Here is a 21,737-nt window from a genome sequence, read left to right on the forward strand (position 1 = left end):
AGAAGAACTTACGAATAAATCCTTTGTTTCAATAACTATATTTTCTTGGGCAACAATATTTGAGCCACTTATATTTATATTTGTATTTGTATATCTTCTTTGTTTATCACCCAATTTCTTGGCTTACGAGATTTATTATCATCTTGATAAACCCATATCCAATGTGCCTATTTTGTCGTTGTAAAGGAAATTTTTAGCTTAGCATTCCAGAGTTACATAACAGCATCTATCTCACTATTCAATAAATATTCATAAAGGTACTGTTCTTCATAAAATTTTATATGTAATTCCCAATTACTTTTATCTGGAGTGTCATTTGTTCTTTCAGGAAATATCCAATATTCAAATATCTTTTTTTCTTTATCAAAGAGCACTGCTCTTTCCCAGTAGGTTTCATTTTCTTCTTTTAAAATAGGAATAAGTTCTCCATATATATTTATTCCACTTCCACAATCTTCTTTCTTATTTATAAAAACAAGCATCTCTCCATATCTAGTAATATATTTTCTTTTTTTTATTTCTGATAACTCTTTTGTGGCTAAAAGTAGCCTTTCTTTAAATTCTTTAAAATTTTTCATTGGTGGTTTTACCATGAATTTCATTGATTCATATATCTCTGCTGAAGACCTCTTACTGGGATAATCATGTTTTAGATTTCTAGGTAGTAGTTCTGGGTGTTTTCTGTATTTTTTTAGGAAGAGCCATAGTATACTATACCCTCTACCTTTTGTAGATACATGAGTTAATTTCCCATTCTCATTTACATAAAGTTCATCTTCTTTTTCATTAACTAATTCAATAGTATCGTAAGATTTCCAATCACATTCTAAACTTTTGACTAATATGCCTTTCGAATCACCTAAATTATATTTTTCTACAATGCCCATTATTTATATTCTCCTATTAACTTTAATTTAGGGGTTTCAGTAAGTGATACTTTCGCCAACTCAGAAATACTCTTATCAAACTTATTCTGAACTCCACCACCAACTTGATCAAACCAAGGACTAACTAAACTCTGTTTTGTGGGTATATCTTCTAAGACTTCTATTTTATAAGCTACATAATCCTCTTTTTTACCTGGAAGAGATAAACTCTCCCAGCTTTCGCCTGGTTTTGTTGTATATGTACCATTTTTATCATTAGCTAAGTTATACTCACCATCATAGTGTTTTAAAGAATCTTTATTAACATACCGTACAAGTATATCTCCTTTTTGTAAAGTATTATCTTTAATAGTTCCAGGAATTGCATCGAAATCTTTTTTATTATTTGGATATATCCATTTTCCATTTCCATCTTTAAAGTTTGTTTTTTTTGCTTCTATATGTACTTTAGAAATTTCGAATTTTTTAGCTATTAGAACAGATTTTCCAACAACAACCTTCCCACCCACAACAGCTAACTTACCAATACCAGCACCTGCAATTGTAGTTGCCAAATCTGCTATTAAACTTGCTTCTGCTTGGGCTTGAGATTCTATTGCTTTGGAATTATTTGTGAGTAATCCTTTTCCTATATCTTTTGCATTGTCTCCTAGTTGTTTTATATACTGTACTATAGCTTCTTGTAAGAAACTTGGAAGTTTTTTAATCTCTTCTGGGTGATCATATAAAAAGGCTATTGTTTTGGGTAGATTTTTAGCCATCTCTATAACTTCTTTACCTTGGTTAAAAAGTTTTTTTCCTGTTAATTCTACAATTCGTATATCTTGTCTAGCTTCTTGATTAAGTAGTTCACTTACAGATACTTTTCCTCCAAGCGCAAGCCACCTTATATAAGCTGCTCCTGGGATTACACTGTCATCCATTTTTCCATTACTTACATCGGCTTTTGCTTTATCATTGAAGTAATCTTTTGTATTATCTACTAAGGTATCAACTGCTTGGGTTGTTCTTATAATTGGTTTTGAGGAGGGATTAGTATTTAAATTTACATTGTTGTATGTTTCTGAGCTAAACTCCATACCTTCAGAAGAATACTTTCCAAAAGTATCTCCATATTCTTCTGCTAAATCTCCTGTTCTTTCTCTTGTTTGTCCTTGATTTATTCTTACATGAGCTATTTCATGCCCCATAACATTTGCAGTGTCTAGGGCTCCTTTATTTTTAACATCGTCTATGAATATTTTTGAGCTACTATTATCTTGAGTTGCATACACTGCGCCATACTTATCAGATATTATTGCACTTTTTGCATTTTCTATACTAATTTCATAATGTTTTGCATAAATTTGAGCATATTCATTTATTGCAGAATCTCTTTCTTTTTGAGTATATTTATCTCTATTTTTATCATCAAGAATGGCAATAAGTTTCCCATTATCTTTTAATGAAAGTTCTTTTTGTACATCAAGATCTTTTTGCACATCAAGTATATGATCAAAGGTATCTCCTAATATAATAGAGTCTTTTGTGGCTACATCACCTATAGCTTGAAGCAATCGACTACTTCTTTCAAAATCTTCTTGTATACTAGCACGTCCCTCTTCACTTAATATTCTAGTATCCAAAGTAGCATCAACTTTAACACCAGTTGAGCTTTTATATAAATCTTTTACCAACTTCGACGTATCTGTATTTAAAGCACTTAAATCATCTGAGTTTTCTTTATCAGAGATTTGAATATTTCCCTTTCCTAAGGTTGCTAGAGATTTTGTTTTTGAAAAGCCTAATTCATTGTTTAGTTTTAAAGAGACAGTTGAATCTCCTGCTCCTACAGTCACACCTTGGCCTGAATTAAAAGTAGTATTGGATGAGTTTTCATAACTTAGTGTTTTTGTATTTAGATTAAGGTTTTCATTGTCTGCAAAGGTATTGTTTTTATCAAACAAACCTGCTGCTATTAGGGAGCCTTTGATATGAGTATTGTTTCCTACATTTATATCTACAGTATTTCCTGTCAGCGTTGATAATACGGTTTGTTTTGTTTTTGTTCTTCCTTGATTTACACCATAAGAAGCATTTCCTCCTGAGACTTCACCATTTCCTGTTCTTGCACCTACTTGTTGATTAGCTGTTGTTCTTGAAGCCACAGTAGAATTTCCGCTTGCATCTTGTCCTGCATCACTACTACTAGCTCCTAAAGACATACTCGCACTAACATTAAAACCTTTTGAGTTTGAGCTGCTTTGGTTTCTTTGTGATTTTAAAACTAAGTCATTTCCTACATTTACTACTAAAGCTTCATTAGCATCTATATTTGCGCCTTCAAAGATGGCATCATTTTTTGCTTCAATAGTAATATTCTTTGCTTTTAGTTGTGAGTTATTATGTTTTAAACTATCACTCTCATTGTTTTGTTTTCCAAATCCTAAGCTTATTGTAGGTCCAGAAGATGCTCCATACATAGTCATAGAAACAGAACCTGAAATATCTTTTGTTTCTTTTTTATTTTGAGTAGTATCCGTAGAAGAACTTACGAATAAATCCTTTGTTTCAATAACTATATTTTCTTGGGCAACAATATTTGAGCCACTTATATTTACATTTGTATTACTGTCTTTATCTGTAATGAGAACAATATTTTTAGCTTTTAATTGGGAAGCTATGCTTTTTATATTTTCATCTTCTGATTTTGTTTTTGAACCTTCTAAATCAAAAGATAAACCAGCTGAAAAACCATAAGTTCCTGAACTTTGAGCAGCTGTTGCCATTTGTTTAGCAACGCCTAAGGCTTTTGTTGTTACATCTACAGCAGCCGCAGCTATTGCCATGGTATAGAATTTTTTGTCATCGTTTAAATCATCTAATAAATCAATTAAGTCTGAAATATCGTCTTTATCAATTCCTACTGCTTTATTTTTATATTCTTGTTTTAAATTACTAAGAATATTGTTTAGTTTTTTTACTTCTTTTTTATAGTTTGAATAATCTTTTTTTACTTTTGAGAGTTGTTTTTTTGATTCAATTAATGCTTTTGCAGCTGTTGCTATTTCTGCATATTCATTTTGAATGGTTAGGTTTATTTCAGCTTTTGCATGGGTTTCTTTTTTGCTTATTTTCTTTGTATCAACATCTTCAATGATATTGATATTTCCAACTTCTGATTTAATAGCTATAGTTTCACCTGCACTTAAATTACTGGCAACTATATTTACATCATCCGTAGCATCTAATACAATATTCGCATCTTTTGAAGTGATATTTGATTTTATATTTGTGCTTTGACTTGTAACTTCTGCTTCTTTATCATAAGTAGCAGAAGCAAGATTGATTTTAATTTTTGTATTTTCAGTATCTCCTGCTTGTTCAAAAAGGCTACTTACCATATCCATGATATTAGATATTTTAATTTCGATTTTCTTTTGTAACGTTGAAACATCCAGTTTTTCTTTTCCACTTAAAATTTCAATTTTTCCCGTATCTGCTAAAATTTTTACATCATCATTAGCACTTAAATTGGAAGCTACGATTTTTGTACTACCTGAATCTATACTAATATTTGAACCAGCAGTAAGTGAAGAAGATTTAATTTTTGCATCGTATTTTTCATTCTTGTCTATTTCTTGAGAATAAATAGGTCCCATATCAACACCTGGAATGATGTTTAATAAACCTAAGATATTAAAACTGCTTTTTTCTCTTATTTTTTTATTGGCTTCTAATTCTTCTCCCGCTAATACATTTACTTCATTTAAAGCAGTGATTTTGAGGTCTTGTGCTGCATCAAGATTTGAAGCTAGAATATTTATATCATTTCCTGATGTTAATTCTATATTTTTTGCTTGCGCTTTTAAATTAGCTTCATTTAATTTAAGAGCATCGTGTTTATCTAAAGCATAGCTCTTTTTAAGTCCACCCCATGAAGATTTACTTACCTCATGCAGACTTCCTTCTTTATACTCTTTTGCAGAAATTATGATGTCTTTTTTAGCATCGATTTTTATAGTTTCTTGTGCTTTTAAATTAGCAGCTTCCAAAACAATATTTTGATCACTGCTCATAATAATATTTGTAGCATCAAGTTTACTTGATACTACAGTTTCTTTATAGTTCATATCTCTTGTAGTTTTTGACCCCATAAAACCACTTGATGTTTTTATCTTTGTGTCGGTGTATTCTAAATCATTCGCCGCTAAAATATTTATATCTTTTACACCTTCAAGTGAAATAGTTTCTTTAGCACTTAGTTTTGAGGATTTTATTACTAAGTTATTGGCGTCTAAATTAATATTTTTAGCTTCTATGCTTGAAGCTAAATTCTTAATGCTTTTACCCTTACTATAACCATTTGAGAATTTGAAAGAATAATCTTCTACTGATTCCAAAGATGAAATATTAATATTTCCATCTTTGGAACCTAAATCTATATTTTCATCTGCTGTAAGCTTTGAAGAAACAATATTAATATCATTATTCGCTTTTAATTCAATATTTCCTTTGGCTTGAATAAAAGACTCTTGTCCTTTTAAGCTTAGATTTTCTTCTCCTTGTGCATACTTATTTGTTACCTTACTAGAAGCTCTTAGAATATTAATCATTTTAGCTTCTAAAGTGATATTTTCCTCACTTATGATTTTTCCACTTATATTGTTTATTGCATTACTGGCTTTTAAGTTAATGTCTTTATTTGCTTTTATTATCCCTGCTTGATTTGTAATATCTCTTGCATTTATGTTTATTTCTTCACTTGCTGATATTTTTGAATCATTGATAAGTGTTTCTTCTATATTTAATGCTATGTTTGTAGCTTCTAATTTAACACCGTCTGCTGTTTTTACATTTGTTGCTAAATACACTTGTGGAACTAAAACAAGCTCACCAGCTACCATTTTTTCTTCTAACCAAACAATATTGTTATCTAACAAAGCAACTTGCTCTTTTGATAAGGAAACACCAAAAGATAAATTCAAATTCTTTTCTTCTAAAATTGCATTATCCATCAAGGCTTGAAACTGTGAGATATCAGAAGAAAAACCACTCAAGAATCTACTTCCCGTTGCTTTAATGATAGAATCTCTTACAAAATTCGTTTCATACATTGCATCACCCAGTCTTTTTATTATTTTTTCTGGGTCTAAATTCAATTTCGAAAGCATATAGTTTGAGCTTAAAAATATTTTATAGTTTGTAAAAAGAGGATTGGATTCTATTAAGAACTTATGTCCAGGTTTAGTAATTTTTACAAAAATTCCAAACTTAGAACTTGGTACAAAGATTTCATTAATAGCAGCACTTGGATCACTTTTAATTGCATCATCTACTGTTTTTGTTGATGTCGAAGAATTCGTTTGATACAAACCTTCGTCTTTTGAAATTATTTTGTATTTGATATCACTTTGTAAACTAAGAGCTAAATTTACCTCATCTCTCAGTGTATTTTCCCTACTTTCAAGTGAGCTTACTATATTTGTAATATTTCCCTTGTTTCCAAGACTTGTTAAACTCTCTTCATTAGAAGTATAAATAGTTTTAATACTGTCTTCAATATCAATGAGACTTTGTTTGTTGTTTGCTACATCTTCTACTGTTAAAATCAAATCATTAAGATTTTCGAAGTCACTTAAGTTTTTTTTATTTAAAACAATGTTCTCTTTTAGACTTTCTATTGTGTTTTCAATACTGTTTATATCTTCCAAAGAAACATTTGATGTATTATTGTTTTTAATATCTTCTAAGCTTGTACCTAAAGAAACAATTGTTGTTTCATCATTTTGTATTATGGCACCAAGATTATCTTTATATGAGTTTAAATCACTCTTAAACACATCTAAGTCTTCTTGTGTTTCAACATTTGAAGCAAGTGTTTCCAAATCTTCTTGAGAGTTAATCAAAGAGATTGCTTCCCTAATACTTGTATCTAAAACTTTATTCAAATCTTGCAAAGAAGTGCTTCTATTTGAAAGTAAATCAATAACTGCTTGTTTTGTACTTATTTCGCTATTACTTAAAGAACCAGCTAATTGATCACTGACATTCTTTAAATTAATAACATTTCCAGAAATACTATTTTTTGCTTGTATTCCAAAGTTTACAATAGGTGTTTTTGTAGTAGTCGTTGATGTAGTAGTACCTCTATAGGCAGCTCGATTTTTATGTTTAAAACAAGACCCTGAAGGTCCACCCCAAGAACAATATCTTTCAGATCTGTATTTTTTTGTTACTGTTGTAATAGTTGAAACGATTACTTTTCCTACATTATTCACAGTATTTGCATTTAAAGTAATATCTTTATTTGATGCTATTAAAGAATAGAGGTTATTTAATGTTTCAACATCTATGTTTATATTTCCATCGCTTAAAATAAGAGAGGGGTCAAGAGTGTTTATATTAAGTACTTGAGATTTTGTTGTTTTAGTGATTAAATCATAGTTGTTTCCACTTCCTGATTTTCTACTGGTACTGGTATTTGTATTCGTAACTTCAACAGCGTTTGCAGTATTATTTAATACTTTTGCAAAAATATTGATATCTCCTTCTGCTTGAATGATGCCTGTGTTATTAATCGTATTTTTCTTATCACGTGCTTCATTAGATGCTAGTGTTATAGTACCATCAGCATAAATCATATTTTCATTGTTAAGACTATTTTCAATTAATAAATCAATATCTTTATTACTTCTAATAGTTTCGTAATTATTTAATTCTTTTGCTTTTACAAGTAAATTGTTTCTTGAATATAAGGCACCCTTATTGTCTATAACCTTTGTAGCTGTAATATTTAAATCATTTGCAGTTATAAAACCATTATTGGTTAAAGTGTCAACATTTATTTCTGCTTTTGTTGAGTTATCAACATTCCCTAAATTTTTGTCATATCCAGAATAAATATATCCCTCATTTTCTAGTATTTTTGCATCAATATTTAGGTTTTTTTCACTATGAATAGTATTGTTATTGATAAGTTTTTCTAATTTTTCATTTTTGTCGTTTTTTGCTATTACTAAATTTGAAGCGGAAGAAATTATTTTGTCATTTACAAGTAAGTCCTTAATATAAAGTTCAGCTTCTCCTTTACTCTCGATGGTTTCGCTGTTTCTTAAAGTAGTGGCTTCTATTATCATTTTTTCTTCTGATAATAATGTTCCTTGATTGTTTACATCTTCGGCTTGTATTTTTAAAACCTTTGCTTTTACAAAAGCATTGTTATTTAATGTTTTTGAATGTAATGACAATTCATTGTTGGATACAATCGATAAATTTTCATCTTTTTTAATATCTATTTCATTTTTTGCATCTATACTTATGTCATCAGATAAAATACTATCTTCTACATGTACTGATTGCGATATTGATTCTATTTTTATACTATTCTTAGCTTGGATTTTTTTGGTAGTTATTGTTCCATCTGCATTTAAAATTAAACTATTAGAAGCGATAACTTCAGGAGGTAAAGTAACCCCTACTCCTTTATCATTACTTATTAACACAATACTGTCTGCGTAAATTCCACCCAAAATTGAAGAATCAATTGAAATACCACTTCCACTTACTTCATTAGAGCTAATAACTCCATCTAAAGTAATGCTATTACTTCCTGTGACTACTTTTAAATCTTTTGCGTAAAACTTGGCATTTAAGATAAGTGCTTTTGAATAAAGTTCAACTTTGTTGATGTCACTCACATTAAAACCATCTCCTTCAATTAAAATATCGCCCTTGTTCACAGTAAAACCATTTACAAAACCATTTAAGTAATTACTACGCCCTGTGGTTAAAGTGACTTTATTCGTATTTATAAAACCTCCTCCATTAATAGTAATTCCATTAGGGTTTGCAACAATTACATCTGCTCTGCTTCCTGCTACTTCTGTATAACCTCTAAGCAAACTTTTTGATGTTCCTGTTACTTCATTTAATATAACTCTTGCATTGTTTTTAAGATTTGGATTAAATGCTATTTGTCCAGCTAATTGCGTTTTCACAATTACTTTTGAATTGTTTAAAATTAAACCACTTTTATTTACATTATAGGTTTTAAACTTATTGTGTGACATCCCTTTTGAATTTGGATTTACAATATCTACTATTTGTATTCCACTGGAGGACTTTAATAAAGTTGCTTGATTTTTAGCAGCTGCCGTTTTATCAACTTCAATAGAGGCTGCTAACATTAGGTTTGTAAAAATTAAGTTAAAACTTAAGATTAAAGATACTATTTGTTTTGCATTCATAGGGATTCTTTCTTTTGGGATTTTATTGAACATTCTTCAAGTGTATTATCAACTTCATCATGACAGTTATAAGTAAGGGCATCAAAGTATTTTTCACTTCTTTCTTGGATTCTTTTTTTAACACATTGTGAAAAGATCAATTCATCGGAGTTTTTATACTTAGGGGCAACTTTTTTGCAAATTGATTGATTAAAATATCTTGAATTATTAATCACTTCTCCCGTACCATTAAAATAGTTTAAATAATCATTTGCATATAAACCCCCACACTCATTGCTTGTACATAAAAAAGAGTGGTAATAGGTATCTAAAGTAGCGGAGCATTCATACACATCATTTTCGCTGGTTTCGTTTAGTTGTTTTAAGTTTTCTATGATGTCATAGTCATTTATCTTGCTAATCCATTTAGATGCTTTTGGGAAATATATACCTTCTTGGAAATGTATGAGTCCCGTATCTTCATCATAGAAACCTCCTCCATATGAAAACATCACTTTAAAAGCTTTATTCGTATCTAAAGTAATATTTCCAGAAGAATCATATTTAAGAATCTTAATAATTTTTCTATTTTCATCTAGTACCAGTTTTAAACTGTTCATTTTGTTATATATTAAAAAATATTCTTTTCCATTAACTTCCATACTACTTGCTAAAATGTCATTTTTATTTTTGTAATTATATTTCTGTAAAATTTTGTCATTTTTATCTAATACAAGATGTATTTGATTGTGAGCTAACCAAAGGTATTTTTCTTTGATTTTATTGTTTACTTTTTTTGCAGTAATTTTAAGATCTTTACTTAAAATATATTCAAGAGTTTTGTTCTTATATATTACTTTAATTAAATTATCCTTTTCATAGATAAAAGATATGTCTAAATCTTTTATCTTATGTACTAAAGGATATATTTTTGTTCTGTCTTGATTAAAGTAAAATAAAATGCCAATAAATAAGATAATAAATATGCTCAAAAGTATTTTTTTCATCCTTAAAACCTATATACCATATTCGCAGCTAAAAAACTTTTATTATTTTCCACATCATTTTTTTTCAAAGCAGTAGAATAAGAAAAATCAAAGGAGAGATTTTTATGAGATAATTTAACTCCAAAAGAATTTCCTAATAAGATTCCTCCATTAGTATCTTCTTCATTTTTTATATATCCTCCATCAATTGCAAGATAATAATTAGAAGTCAAACTTTTAAACCACTTCTCTTTCCCCCTATAAGAAAATTCATTTCTGTAGTAATATCCCGTATTTCCACTTAATCCTTCTTCTTTAAAACCTCTTACACTATAAGGTCCTCCAATACTTATTTGATTATTACTAAAAAGTGCATCTTTACTGTATTGAAGGTGCAAATCTAAATTGTATTTTATTGAAGCAATTTGTTTACTAAAGGTATAATCCAGACTGTATTTTTCAAATATTTCTTCTAAATCAGTTGGATTAAAATCACTAAACATATGCAAACCTTTTGTATAATACAAAGTAAGAGAATTATAAAAAGAAGAAGATTGATACAGATAGTTTAGGTTAAAACCGCCTTTTGACAAATTATAAGTGGATGTTTCAATAGTAGCTTCGTCAATATAGTTTTTACTTTTATAAGCATTAAGAAAAAAACCAAGACTAATTTTGTTATTTTGATTATGAAACACTTTATAGTTTAAATCAAAGTCATAGTTTTTACTTGAACCATGGGCCTCATATTCATTGAATGAAGCTTTAATTAATTGCAAATATCTGGATTTAGAATAAGAAAATGTATAACGAAGCCGCCCCAGTGCCAAAGTATAAGCATAAGAATTTCCTTTTGAATATTCTTGTTTATTATGATGACTACTGCTGTTAAAACCTACAGAGAACTTGTCTCCAAAACCAACTAAATTATCAACATTTAGCGTTCCACTCCCTTGGTATTTTCCTGTATTTTTCTCTCCATAGTTATTAAACATAAGATACCCATTCAAGGGAGATGTTTTTTTGTTTTCAATCTCAATAATAGTACTTCCAATAGAAGAAGATGGCTTTAGTTTTAATTTTGCATGATTTGAGGACAAGCTGTTTAGATTCTCTATACCAATCTCAAGATCTCGTAAATTTAGGTTCTTTTTTTCTTGTAAAAAAAATGCCATTTGTATTTCTAAGTCTTTATTTGAAAACTCACTAATCTTTCCTTCAATTGCGTGTATTTTCACTAGACCAGAAGAAATATTTTGTGGTTTTAAATAAACTTTAGAAGTAATGAATCCTTTTTTAATATACAAAGATGTTAGCTCATTTGTTAAGTTTTTCAGGCCCTTCATTCCATTACATTTATGTATATATTTGGAAAAAACACTGTCTTTTTCTTCTTTTGATAATAGTGTTAATGTATTTTCTTCAATTTCTTTTGTAATGAAACAATGTTTATCTTCTTCTACACTTAGGATAGGTTTTTCTATTTTAAAATGAAGAATTTGATTTGATTTTTGTTTCTCAATTCTGTCAAAAGCTTTTTTCTCATTATTTAATATTTTCTGTTGTTTTGCTATATCAGGTAATGTGCTAATTGCAGGCAAAATAAATGGCGTAATAATCAATAAATATATAAATGGTAATAGTGTTTTCATGCTCAACTTTAAATAATTTTTAAAGTTATATCATAATAGTAGTTAAAGTTACTCATTAATCTACACAAAATATTCTCTAAATAATGATAAAATCTTCTTTTAAATTAAAATAATATAAAAAAGAAGGGAAACTAATACTTTAATAAAATTAATAATAATTATTAATAATTATTATTGATATTACAAATTTACTAAAATTACAAACTAATATAAAAATTTAAATCTTTATGATTCTTACTTAGTTTATAATTAAGATAAATGTTTTTGAATTTAGAAAATTTAAGCGAAGAATATACACAATAATGATAATCTATATCATTAATTTAAGGATTTAAAATGGATTACAGAATAGAAAAAGATACTATGGGAGAAATCCAAGTACCTATTAATAAGTACTGGGCAGCTCAAACACAAAGAAGTATTGAAAACTTTCCTATTGGCGATGAGAAAATGCCAAAAGAAGTTGTTATTGGTTTTGCTTATTTAAAAAAAGCCTGCGCTATTGTTAATAATAAATTAGAACGTTTAGATTCTACTAAATGTAAAGCAATTTCACAAGCGTGTGATGAAGTAATTGATGGAAAACTTGATGAAAACTTTCCTTTAGTTGTATGGCAAACGGGTTCTGGAACACAATCCAATATGAATATGAATGAAGTTGTATCTTCACGTGCCAGTGAAATTTTAGGAGATGATTTTAGAGTTAAAAAAAGCATTCATCCAAATGATGATGTAAATAAAGGTCAAAGTTCAAACGATACTTATCCTACTGCTATGAGAGTAGCTTTTGTATTAGAAATTGAAAAAAACCTACTTCCTTCTATTCATTTATTAAAAGCAACTTTCGAGACAAAAGTAAAAGAATTTGAAAATGTTGTTAAAATTGGACGTACTCACTTGCAAGATGCAACACCTTTAACCCTTGGACAAATGTTAAGTGCTTATGTTGATATGTTAGATAAAGGTTTAAGTCAAATTGATGATGCTATTAAATATATCCTGGAGCTTGCAATTGGAGGAACAGCTGTTGGAACTGGTCTTAATTCTCATCCTGATTTTTCACCTCTGGTAAGTGCTGTTTTAAATGACATTACAAAAACATCTTATACTTTTAAATCTCACCCTAATAAATTTCATGCTTTAACTTCTCATGATGGAGAAGTAGTTTTAAGTGGAGCATTAAATGCCCTAGCCGCCAATTTAATGAAAATAGCCAATGATATTAGATGGTTAAGTTCAGGCCCTAGATGTGGAATTGGGGAGCTTAATATTCCTGCAAATGAGCCAGGTTCTTCTATTATGCCAGGAAAAGTTAATCCTACACAAAGTGAAGCTATGACTATGGTAGCTGTTCAAGTTATGGGAAATCATACTTGTGTATCTATTGCAGCTTCTCAAGGAAACTTTGAGCTTAATGTATTTAAACCTGTAATTGCTTATAATATCTTACAATCCATTAGATTGTTAAGTGATACAATGAAAGCCTTTAATGATAAATGTGCAGTTGGTATTGAAGCCAATGAAAAAAATATTGATAAGTATTTAAATGAGTCTTTAATGTTAGTTACAGCTTTAAATCCTTATATTGGATATGAAAATGCAGCCCTAATTGCTAAAACTGCCCATAAAAACAATACAACACTAAAAGAAGAAGCGGTAGCTTTAAATCTTTTAAGTGCAGAAGATTTTGATAAATATATCAAACCAAAAGAAATGACCTCAGCAAAAGCCTAAGTATTAATAAACTAATAGCCTTTATTTTTATCCACAAATAAAGGCTCTTTGTTATTTACAAAATACTCATTTATATTCTCATACGCAATTCTTGAAGCTGTTTTTTTATTCGTAGGTGCTGAAATGTGAGGCAAAATTGTAATATCTTCATGTTTCCATAAAAAAGATTCTTTAGCTAAGGGTTCTTCTTCAAATACATCTAACACCGCATGTTTTAAATGTTTTTTATCTAACAACAAAGCCAGTGCTTTATAATCAAAAATAGCAGCTCTGGAAAAATTAATTACAGAAGCATTTTTCTTTAATAGTTTTAATTTTTTTTGATCGAATAAGTTTTTTGTTTCTTTGCTTAAGGGCAATAAAGAAATTAGAATATCGCTTTGTTTTAAAAGCTCTTCCAACGCATCATTTCCACAATAAGTAGAAATACCTTCTATTTCTTTTTTACTTCTACTCCATGATTTTACATTAAAACCATTGTATTTTAATTTTAAAGCAGAAGCAAGACCTAATTCTCCAAGTCCTAAAACAGTAATTGTAATCTCACTTTTTTCTTTTATCTCATGTTCAATCCATAGAGTTTGATTTTGCTGTTTTTTATACAAGGGCATATCTTTATATAGATAAAAGCTCCAAGCAAGAACCGAATCACTCATAACGTCACTCATGTTTTTATCAATCATTCGTGATATATTAAAATCTGTTGCCTCAATCTCATTCACTAGTTTTTCAACCCCTGCCCATAAACTTTGAACCCATTTCAAGTTTTTTAAATTTAGTAATTCTTGAACATTGGGATTAGCAACAATAGCTACTTCTATCTGCTTATAATTTTCTTCTTTTAAATCTTTGAACAAAACTATTTCATAGTTTTTAAATACAGGTTTTAAGTGTTCTAACCACAAAATATTTACTTCTTCCTCTAATGAAGATACAAAAACAATAAGATGTTTCATGAATCAAAAACTTTTGATAAATCCTTAAAACCTTTTGCTTCAATTGGATTTCCAAAAGGATCTTTAAAAAACATAGTATATTGTTCTCCTGGTAAACCTTCAAAACGAAGTACTGGTTTTATTACAAAATTCGTCTTTTTTTCTTCTAGTTTTTTTGCTAAATTTTGCCAATCTTTGTATTGAAGAATAATTCCTAAATGAGGCATAGGAACAATATGTTCTCCTACTTTGCCTGTTGTTTTAGTAAGAAAAGGTTCTCCTATATGTAAAGACAATTGATGTCCAAAAAAATCCAAGTCTATCCACGTAGCTGCAGATCTTCCTTCTTTACAGCCTAAAGTATTGACATAAAACTCTCTTGCGTCATCTAGGTTTCTTACATTATATGCTAAGTGAAAAATTGATTTCATATATATCCTTTTATTTACTATAAGGGATTTTTATCCTTAAGTATAGAAAAAAATTGACATTAGCACTTTATATTTATATATTGACCTTTAAAAATAATATTTGCACAGTTTTTACACAGAATTTAAATATAATTGATCAAAGGAAAATCATGAAAAGACGTATTTTTGTCAAATTGGGTATTTTATCTTCTTTATCTGCAAGCTTATATGCAAAAGAAAAGAACAGTGTTCGTTTTTATAAAACATTTTCACAAGCACTTCTTATTCCTCCTCTTGCAAAATTCAGTGTTTTAAAAGATGGCACAAAAGAATTTAATTTAAATTTACAAGAAGGAGAAGTCTCTTTTTTACAAGGAGCTAAAACCAAAACTTACGGCATTAATGGTAATTTTTTAGGCCCAACTATTAAAGTAGAAAAAAACGATACCATTAAAATCAATGTGAAAAACTCTTTAAAAGAAGAAAGTGTAATTCACTGGCATGGTTTACACTTAGAAGGGCATAATGATGGAGGCCCAAATAGAAGTATTAAAAAAAATACTTCTTGGAGCACTACTTTTAAAATACAACAGCGAGCTGCTACTTATTGGTACCATCCCCATACTCATGAAAAAACAGGAGCACAAACATATAAAGGCCTTGCTGGTTTATTTATCATTGAAGATGAAGACTCAAAAAAAGCAAATTTACCAAAAGAATATGGAGTAGATGATATACCCCTAGTAATACAAGACAGACGTTTTGATAAAAATGCCCAGTTTGTTTACAAATACTCAATGCATGATGAAATGATGGGAGTTAAAGGAAAGGTTTTTTTAGTTAATGGTGTTAATGCGCCTTATGTAGATGTCTCTCCTAAAACAATACGCTTAAGAATATTAAATGGTTCAAATGCCAGATTTTATTCTTTGGTTTTTTCCAATAAACAAGACTTTTACCAAATAGCAGGAGATGCCAGTTTTTTAGAAAAACCCTTAAAAATAAGGAAATTATTATTAGCCCCAGGCGAACGTGCAGAAATACTAGTTGATTTAAGTAGCTTAAAAAATACCAGTATTTATCTAGGAGATGGTTTAAGCAATAAAGCCTTAATAAAAATCAATATTAAAAATGAGAACAAACAGAATTTTATTTTACCATCACGCTTAACTACTATACATGAATACTCTAATATTAGAAAAGAAAAAGCTTTGAGAATTAGACACTTTTCATTGGATATGAGAATGATGTGGATGGGAATTAATGGTAAACAAATGGATATGTCTTATATTAATGAAAAAATAATTCTAGGAGAAACAGAAATTTGGCGTATTAAAAACAATAAAGAAATGCCTCACCCTTTTCATATTCATGGTTGTAGTTTCAAAGTACTTTCAAGAAATAATAAGGGTATTTTTCCTAATGAAACTGCATTAAAAGATACGGTAGTAGTTTATGGGGAAGAAACACTTGATTTATTAGTGCAGTTTAATTATAAAGCAAGTAAAGAATATCCTTTTATGTATCACTGTCATATTCTGGAACATGAAGATGCAGGAATGATGGGACAATTTACAGTAGAAGAAGCTTAAGCTATTTTGCTTCTTCTTCACTGCTTACTGAATCTTTAACCGAGTCATAAATTTCTACAGACTTATCTTTTGTACTTTTCCAAGCGGAAGAACTGTCTTTTTTAATACCCTTCCACGTTGCACAAGAGCTTAAAGATATACTAAGAAATAAAGCCATGCTTATAAATAAAATACTTTTCATATCAATCCTTCATTTTTTTCTTTAGTGTAGTAAAGCCAAGCTTAAAATCATAGTTTATACAGCTGTTTTTTCTTTTTTTCTTAAATATTGAAGTGTTGTAATAATCAAATCATCATCATCTCTGCTCTTAGATTTAATAGTTGTTTTAATATTATTAGTATCTATAAAAGTAATATTCATTTCATAAGACATAATGGTTTTAATATCTAAATTCAATGCCATTATTTTAATAATAATTAATTCAATAAATTGTTTACTTGGAAGATCAAGTTTTCCAAACCTATCTTCCATTTCATCTTGAATTAAATATACTGCATCTTTAGATGTAGCTTTTGAAAGACGTCTGTACAATTCTAAGCGTACTCGGTCTTCTGCAATATAATCACCTGAAATAAAAGCAGAGATTGAAAGTTTAATATCAACATTTTCTTTAGTAGGTTTTTTATCCCCTCCTAAACTAGCAAGAGCCTCTTCTAACATCTTAAGATACAAACCATAACCTATTTGTTTGATATGTCCACTTTGAGCTTCTCCAATAATATTTCCACCCCCTCTTATTTCTAAATCTTGGTGAGCTAAAGCAGTTCCACTTCCTAAATAAGAATTAGATTCCAGTGCTAATAATCTTTTAATAGCATCTTGTGTAATAGTTTTTTTATCTTCTACTAAAAAATAACAAAAACCTTCTTTGTGTCCACGCCCAACACGACCTCTTAATTGATGTAAATCTGCAATTCCAAATCTGTCTGCTCCATCAATAATAATAGAATTTGCATTGGGCAAATGAAGTCCTGACTCAATAATAGACGTAGCTAATAATATGTCAAATTTACCTACGGTAAAATCTGCTAGGATTTTTTCACTTTGCGCTGCGCTTATTTTTGAATGAATAATTTCTATTTTAATATTAGGAATAATATCTTCTAAGTCTTCTTTTTTAGCTTGCATAGAAGCTATATTATTATGAACAAAAAAGATTTGTCCCCCTCTTCTTTTTTCTCTTAAAACAATTTCTTTAATGAGTTTGTCTGAGAATTCTTTAACAAAAGTACGAACTCCAATTCGTTCACTTGGTGCTGTAAGAAGGGAGCTCATTCCTTTTAGTTTTGATAATGCTAAATTTAGCGTTCTTGGAATTGGGGTTGCACTCATAGAATAAATATGAACATCATCTCTTAGTTCTTTTAATTTTTCTTTTTGTTTTACCCCAAATTTATGTTCTTCATCAATAATAACAAGACCTAAGTTCTTAGCTTTTATTCCTAAGAGAGAATGAGTACCAATTACTAAATCTATATCCCCTGATTCAAGTAGTTTTTTAATACGTGTTTTATCTTTAGCAGATGTTCTTCCATCCAGTTTTTCTACACTAAAACCTAAAGGAGAAAGCCTCTGTTTTATACCAACATAATGTTGTGCACACAATAGCGTTGTAGGACAAACAAAAATCGCTTGATTCTTATTTAAAAGTGTGCTTAATAAACCATTCATTGCAACTTCTGTTTTTCCAAAACCAACATCTCCTGATAATAAGCGGTCCATTACTCTACCAGAGGATAAATCTTCAAACATTTCATTAATTGAGCGTGTTTGATCTTTTGTATAATCAAAACCCGCACTTAATTGAAAGTTTTTAATCGCTTCATGTGGGGTTGGAATTTTAATTCCATTGATCAGTTCTCTTGCCGCTGCTAGTTTAATAATATCATTTGCAATGGCAAAAAGTTTATCTCTTACTTTGTCTTTTAATTTAGCAAAACTTCCTTTTCCAAGTTTGTCAAGCGTAGCATAAGAACTTCCATCTACAACATATCTGTCAATTAAATCAATATTCTCAACAGGTATTAATAATATATCTTCGCCTGCATACTTAACAATAACAAAATCTCTTTTAGAACCCATTACTACTACTGGTTTAATACCTGTATATTGCCCTATTCCATGACTTTCATGAACTACAAAATCGCCTACTTTAAGTTCATCTAGTACTAATTTAACCCGTTTTTTTCTTCGTTTTTTTATTTCTTTGTTTAATGAAATTACAACTTCATCATTACTTAGAATATTAATAATAAAAGGATTAAAAGAATAAGTAATATTTTTATCATTCAAATCCAAATCATGACTTTTAATCTTAGCTTCAGAACTTGAAATTATAGTGATTTTTTTATCGCTGTGAAAAGAAATAAATTCTTTTACATTGGCAGCTTCAATATGTTTGTAATTATTTGTTTTAGGGATTTTAGGAAGGGTTAAAAACTTCTCTTTAGCTATTCTTTTTGCTTCAAAGATATAGGCTTCTTCTAATTCATCCAAAGCATTATACGTAACATAAGAAGTTAATTTAGAAGGTAAATACTCTCCCAAATCATTTAAATACCAAAAACCCAAAGAATGAATATCTTTTATAAACGCATCATTGTCTATTTTTTGTATTTCTTCATTTAAAGCATCTAAGTCGTCTTCACTTAGGGCCAAAAAAGCTGGACTGATAGAAAAAGAAGGCAATTCTTCTTTTAGTGATTTTTGGTCTTCTATATCAAAGTATCTAATAGATTCTACTTCATCATCAAATAAAGAAACTCTAAAACCCTTACTTACCCCTAAAGGACAGATATCAATAATATCTCCTCTAATAGAGACTTCGCCTTCACTTGTAACAATATCTACAAAATAATATCCCCAGTTAAAGAGTTTGTTTTTTAATTCTTTTATATTAATGGTAGAAGCGAATTCAATTTCAAAAGAATCAAAACACTTTTCTTTAGGCATGGCATAAGAAGCTGTTCGTAAAGGAACAATAAGCACTTTGTTTTGTTTTTTATAAGAATAATAATCTTGAAGAACATTAGTAATAACCTGCAGTTCTTCAGAAAAAGACAGTAAATCATCTCCATAATTGGCTCTGAAATCGGCTAATACAAAAGGCTTTTTTCCTTTAAATTCAAGAATGTCTTTTGCAACTTGCGCTTCTTTGTCATCACTAACAATTAAGAGTTCACAGTCGTTTTTATTGGAAAAAAAGTGATATAGATTATTCACTATTTTTCTACTTCAAATTCTTTTGTACTTTTATTGTATAAATAAGAAGGATAAGGTGTTTCATCCAGTAAAAAAACCATAGAACAACTTGAAAATTCACTAAAATCCAAAGCCTCTTTAAACGTAGCTAAAATATATGCTTGTGTTTGCATAGCAGTGGTGCTTGAACTACCACCATAAACATACTCATCGCCCTCAATAACTAAAAAACCTTCTTTTTTAATATAGGCTTCAAAAATCTCTTTTTTATTTAAGTCTTTTACATCTAATAATATTAATACTTCCATTCTTATCCTAAATTACATAGTTGTGCTCTTTAAAGCATTGTTTTCTTTAAACATATTGTAGTTAAAAAACGTTTAATATGGGGTTGAAAGCGTAAATAACTACTCTTCACAAAGCTCAATTCCTATTTTTAAAAAGCCCGTAAAAACCGCGTTATCAAATTTTAGAGATTTATGAACTTTTGTTTTCATTTTCTTTAAATGTTTTGTATATTTTCTATAAAACTCATAACTTGGTTTTGGTTTATACTGGACATCTTCTAATTCAAAATACTTAATAATCATTTTTGTTGTTGTTGGTTTAATAAAAAACTGCGTTTGTCTATTAATACTATAAGGTACTATACTAATAATAGTCCATTTAGCTAAGTTATATTGAGCTAAGAATTCTACTAAACCTTCAAAACCCTCTTTTTGATTGCCATATAAAAGCTCGTATATTTCAATACTTAGCATGTCTTTTTCATAAGAAGTAAGCGTGGACAGCGCATCTTTTAATTTTAATTTATCAAAAAGTGAAACCATAACTGATTTTTGTACTGTTTTAAAAAAAGCCTCAACAATTAAATTTGGATTTGAAAAGTTCTCTTTTTTAAGTGCTTCTTTTGCAAACTCTTCCAATTTTTCAGGTTTAAATTTTTTCATTGTAGGGAAAAAATGCTCATCTTCAAAACCTTTTGGATAACAAGATAAAAAGACTGCTTCTAAATTTTTTAGCTTTTCTAGCTTCATTACTTCTCTTTTCTTTACTGTTTTACACTAAGGAACAATAAGCCTTATTCTTTCTTATTGTATCAATTATTTACAACAACCACTTCCGCAGCATTTAAGTGTTTTATCTAAAGATTTTTTAAAGCTAATATTTAAAATATCAAAAAATTTAAGAATCTCAAATGAATGTTTAGAACAAAATTCATCATTCATTTTATCTTTTATTTTTATGGCAAAATCAATTGCACTTGATTCATCTTCAAATTCATTAGATACTTTTAAATCACTATTCTTAAAACAAGTACATTGATTTGTTACCATAACTTTATACATAAGATACTATTTAATTAAAGTAGTAATAAATCCAATTAAACCACCAAAAACGGCACCCCAAACAACTAACCATCCCAAATGTTCTTTTATCATTTTTTGAATGATTTCTTTAACCATTTTGGGACTTAACTCTTCTAAACGTTTATTTACAATATTAGAAACTTTTTCGTAAATATCATCACTAATATCTTTTGTAGATATACTTGCATGTAAAGCTTCTTGAAAAGAATTTTCTTTAGAAATTTCAATAATAGATATTTTCAACTTCTCAATAAAGGGCTCTTTGAGAGGATCTAATGCGGCTTCTCCTCCCAACATTTGCAACATTCCACCAAAAGAAGATTCAACGACTGCTTGTTTCAAAGAAATAAAAGCAGGGCTTAAATCTGTTTTTTCTAAAACGCCTTCTAAATTAAAAACTTCTTTTTTTTCATTGATTTCATCTTCAAAAAAACGTTTTAAATTCTCTTTAGTAAAAAATTCATTCATCATTAAAGAATGAATTCCTACTTTAAACTCTTCAAATCTGTTCTCAACTACACCAGATCCATATAAAAAAGGAACTTTCTCAAATAACATATGAATAGCAAGTGCATTTGTAATTGCCCCAGAAAATGCAAATAAGCCCACCATATAAACAATATTATTATCCAAATAAAATCCAATAAAAATTAGAGCCAAAGCAAGAGCATTTGCTAAAAACGATTTATTCATTAACTATCCTTATGACTACTAGAGTCTAAATTATTAGAAGAATTTTAGCATAAATAAAATTCCAAGAAC

The 21,737-nt window shown here is 29.0% G+C and carries 14 protein-coding genes; 2 read left to right on the top strand and 12 right to left on the bottom strand.

The window, feature by feature from the left end:
- Nucleotides 1-212 precede the first annotated feature (212 nt).
- The 4 genes from HRT41_05020 to HRT41_05035 are packed head-to-tail and all read right to left on the bottom strand — an operon-like array spanning nt 213 to nt 11,732.
- Nucleotides 213-887 (bottom strand): hypothetical protein, encoded by a 675-nt coding sequence (locus tag HRT41_05020; GenBank protein ID NQY23370.1) that lies wholly within the window; start codon nt 885-887, stop codon nt 213-215.
- Complete coding sequence (locus tag HRT41_05025; GenBank protein ID NQY23371.1) at nt 887-9,115, bottom strand: hemagglutinin repeat-containing protein; 8,229 nt, start codon at nt 9,113-9,115, stop codon at nt 887-889. The genes HRT41_05020 and HRT41_05025 overlap by 1 nt, the downstream gene beginning before the upstream one ends.
- Nucleotides 9,112-10,101, bottom strand: coding sequence for a hypothetical protein (locus HRT41_05030; GenBank protein ID NQY23372.1), 990 nt, complete (start codon nt 10,099-10,101; stop codon nt 9,112-9,114). The genes HRT41_05025 and HRT41_05030 overlap by 4 nt, the downstream gene beginning before the upstream one ends.
- A gap of 2 nt (nt 10,102-10,103) precedes the next feature.
- Nucleotides 10,104-11,732 carry a ShlB/FhaC/HecB family hemolysin secretion/activation protein gene (locus HRT41_05035; GenBank protein NQY23373.1) on the bottom strand — a complete coding sequence of 543 codons (1,629 nt, stop codon included), beginning with the start codon at nt 11,730-11,732 and terminating at the stop codon, nt 10,104-10,106.
- A gap of 336 nt (nt 11,733-12,068) precedes the next feature.
- Between HRT41_05035 and fumC the strand changes: the two genes are divergently transcribed.
- Entirely contained in the window at nt 12,069-13,466 is a 1,398-nt protein-coding gene (gene fumC, locus HRT41_05040; GenBank protein NQY23374.1) for a class II fumarate hydratase, read from the top strand.
- 11 nt (nt 13,467-13,477) lie between these two features.
- Here the strand turns inward: fumC and HRT41_05045 are convergent, their stop codons facing one another.
- Both HRT41_05045 and HRT41_05050 read right to left on the bottom strand, forming a co-directional pair.
- Nucleotides 13,478-14,422 carry a glyoxylate/hydroxypyruvate reductase A gene (locus HRT41_05045; GenBank protein ID NQY23375.1) on the bottom strand — a complete coding sequence of 315 codons (945 nt, stop codon included), beginning with the start codon at nt 14,420-14,422 and terminating at the stop codon, nt 13,478-13,480.
- On the bottom strand, nt 14,419-14,832 hold the full coding sequence (locus HRT41_05050) for a VOC family protein (protein NQY23376.1): 414 nt from the start codon (nt 14,830-14,832) through the stop codon (nt 14,419-14,421). The genes HRT41_05045 and HRT41_05050 overlap by 4 nt, the downstream gene beginning before the upstream one ends.
- Before the next feature lie 149 nt (nt 14,833-14,981).
- Between HRT41_05050 and HRT41_05055 the strand changes: the two genes are divergently transcribed.
- Complete coding sequence (locus HRT41_05055; protein NQY23377.1) at nt 14,982-16,403, top strand: multicopper oxidase domain-containing protein; 1,422 nt, start codon at nt 14,982-14,984, stop codon at nt 16,401-16,403.
- Between the two features lies 1 nt (nt 16,404).
- Here the strand turns inward: HRT41_05055 and HRT41_05060 are convergent, their stop codons facing one another.
- The 6 genes from HRT41_05060 to HRT41_05085 all read right to left on the bottom strand — a co-directional run bounded on the left by HRT41_05060 (nt 16,405) and on the right by HRT41_05085 (nt 21,668).
- Nucleotides 16,405-16,584 carry an entericidin EcnAB gene (locus tag HRT41_05060; GenBank protein NQY23378.1) on the bottom strand — a complete coding sequence of 60 codons (180 nt, stop codon included), beginning with the start codon at nt 16,582-16,584 and terminating at the stop codon, nt 16,405-16,407.
- A gap of 54 nt (nt 16,585-16,638) precedes the next feature.
- Complete coding sequence (locus tag HRT41_05065; protein NQY23379.1) at nt 16,639-19,626, bottom strand: DEAD/DEAH box helicase; 2,988 nt, start codon at nt 19,624-19,626, stop codon at nt 16,639-16,641.
- Nucleotides 19,626-19,913 (bottom strand): hypothetical protein, encoded by a 288-nt coding sequence (locus HRT41_05070; GenBank protein NQY23380.1) that lies wholly within the window; start codon nt 19,911-19,913, stop codon nt 19,626-19,628. Before HRT41_05070 ends, HRT41_05065 begins: the two co-directional genes overlap by 1 nt.
- A 99-nt stretch (nt 19,914-20,012) precedes the next feature.
- Entirely contained in the window at nt 20,013-20,642 is a 630-nt protein-coding gene (locus HRT41_05075; GenBank protein ID NQY23381.1) for a hypothetical protein, read from the bottom strand.
- Between the two features lie 66 nt (nt 20,643-20,708).
- Nucleotides 20,709-20,954: a hypothetical protein gene (locus tag HRT41_05080; GenBank protein ID NQY23382.1), complete on the bottom strand. Its 246-nt coding sequence runs from the start codon at nt 20,952-20,954 to the stop codon at nt 20,709-20,711.
- 6 nt (nt 20,955-20,960) lie between these two features.
- Nucleotides 20,961-21,668, bottom strand: coding sequence for a DUF445 domain-containing protein (locus HRT41_05085; protein ID NQY23383.1), 708 nt, complete (start codon nt 21,666-21,668; stop codon nt 20,961-20,963).
- Nucleotides 21,669-21,737: the final 69 nt, after the last annotated feature.

The organism is Campylobacteraceae bacterium (genome assembly GCA_013215945.1).
GTDB lineage: Bacteria > Campylobacterota > Campylobacteria > Campylobacterales > Arcobacteraceae > NORP36.

Excerpts from the sequence above, each read along its gene's own strand:
- HRT41_05085 (NQY23383.1), bottom strand. The coding sequence starts at position 21,668 with ATGAATAAATCGTTTTTAGCAAATGCTCTTGCTTTGGCTCTAATTTTT.
- HRT41_05060 (NQY23378.1), bottom strand. The coding sequence starts at position 16,584 with ATGAAAAGTATTTTATTTATAAGCATGGCTTTATTTCTTAGTATATCT.
- fumC (NQY23374.1), top strand. The coding sequence starts at position 12,069 with ATGGATTACAGAATAGAAAAAGATACTATGGGAGAAATCCAAGTACCT.
- HRT41_05050 (NQY23376.1), bottom strand. The coding sequence starts at position 14,832 with ATGAAATCAATTTTTCACTTAGCATATAATGTAAGAAACCTAGATGAC.
- HRT41_05025 (NQY23371.1), bottom strand. The coding sequence starts at position 9,115 with ATGAATGCAAAACAAATAGTATCTTTAATCTTAAGTTTTAACTTAATT.
- HRT41_05075 (NQY23381.1), bottom strand. The coding sequence starts at position 20,642 with ATGAAGCTAGAAAAGCTAAAAAATTTAGAAGCAGTCTTTTTATCTTGT.
- HRT41_05070 (NQY23380.1), bottom strand. The coding sequence starts at position 19,913 with ATGGAAGTATTAATATTATTAGATGTAAAAGACTTAAATAAAAAAGAG.
- HRT41_05030 (NQY23372.1), bottom strand. The coding sequence starts at position 10,101 with ATGAAAAAAATACTTTTGAGCATATTTATTATCTTATTTATTGGCATT.
- HRT41_05080 (NQY23382.1), bottom strand. The coding sequence starts at position 20,954 with ATGTATAAAGTTATGGTAACAAATCAATGTACTTGTTTTAAGAATAGT.
- HRT41_05035 (NQY23373.1), bottom strand. The coding sequence starts at position 11,732 with ATGAAAACACTATTACCATTTATATATTTATTGATTATTACGCCATTT.
- HRT41_05055 (NQY23377.1), top strand. The coding sequence starts at position 14,982 with ATGAAAAGACGTATTTTTGTCAAATTGGGTATTTTATCTTCTTTATCT.
- HRT41_05020 (NQY23370.1), bottom strand. The coding sequence starts at position 887 with ATGGGCATTGTAGAAAAATATAATTTAGGTGATTCGAAAGGCATATTA.
- HRT41_05045 (NQY23375.1), bottom strand. The coding sequence starts at position 14,422 with ATGAAACATCTTATTGTTTTTGTATCTTCATTAGAGGAAGAAGTAAAT.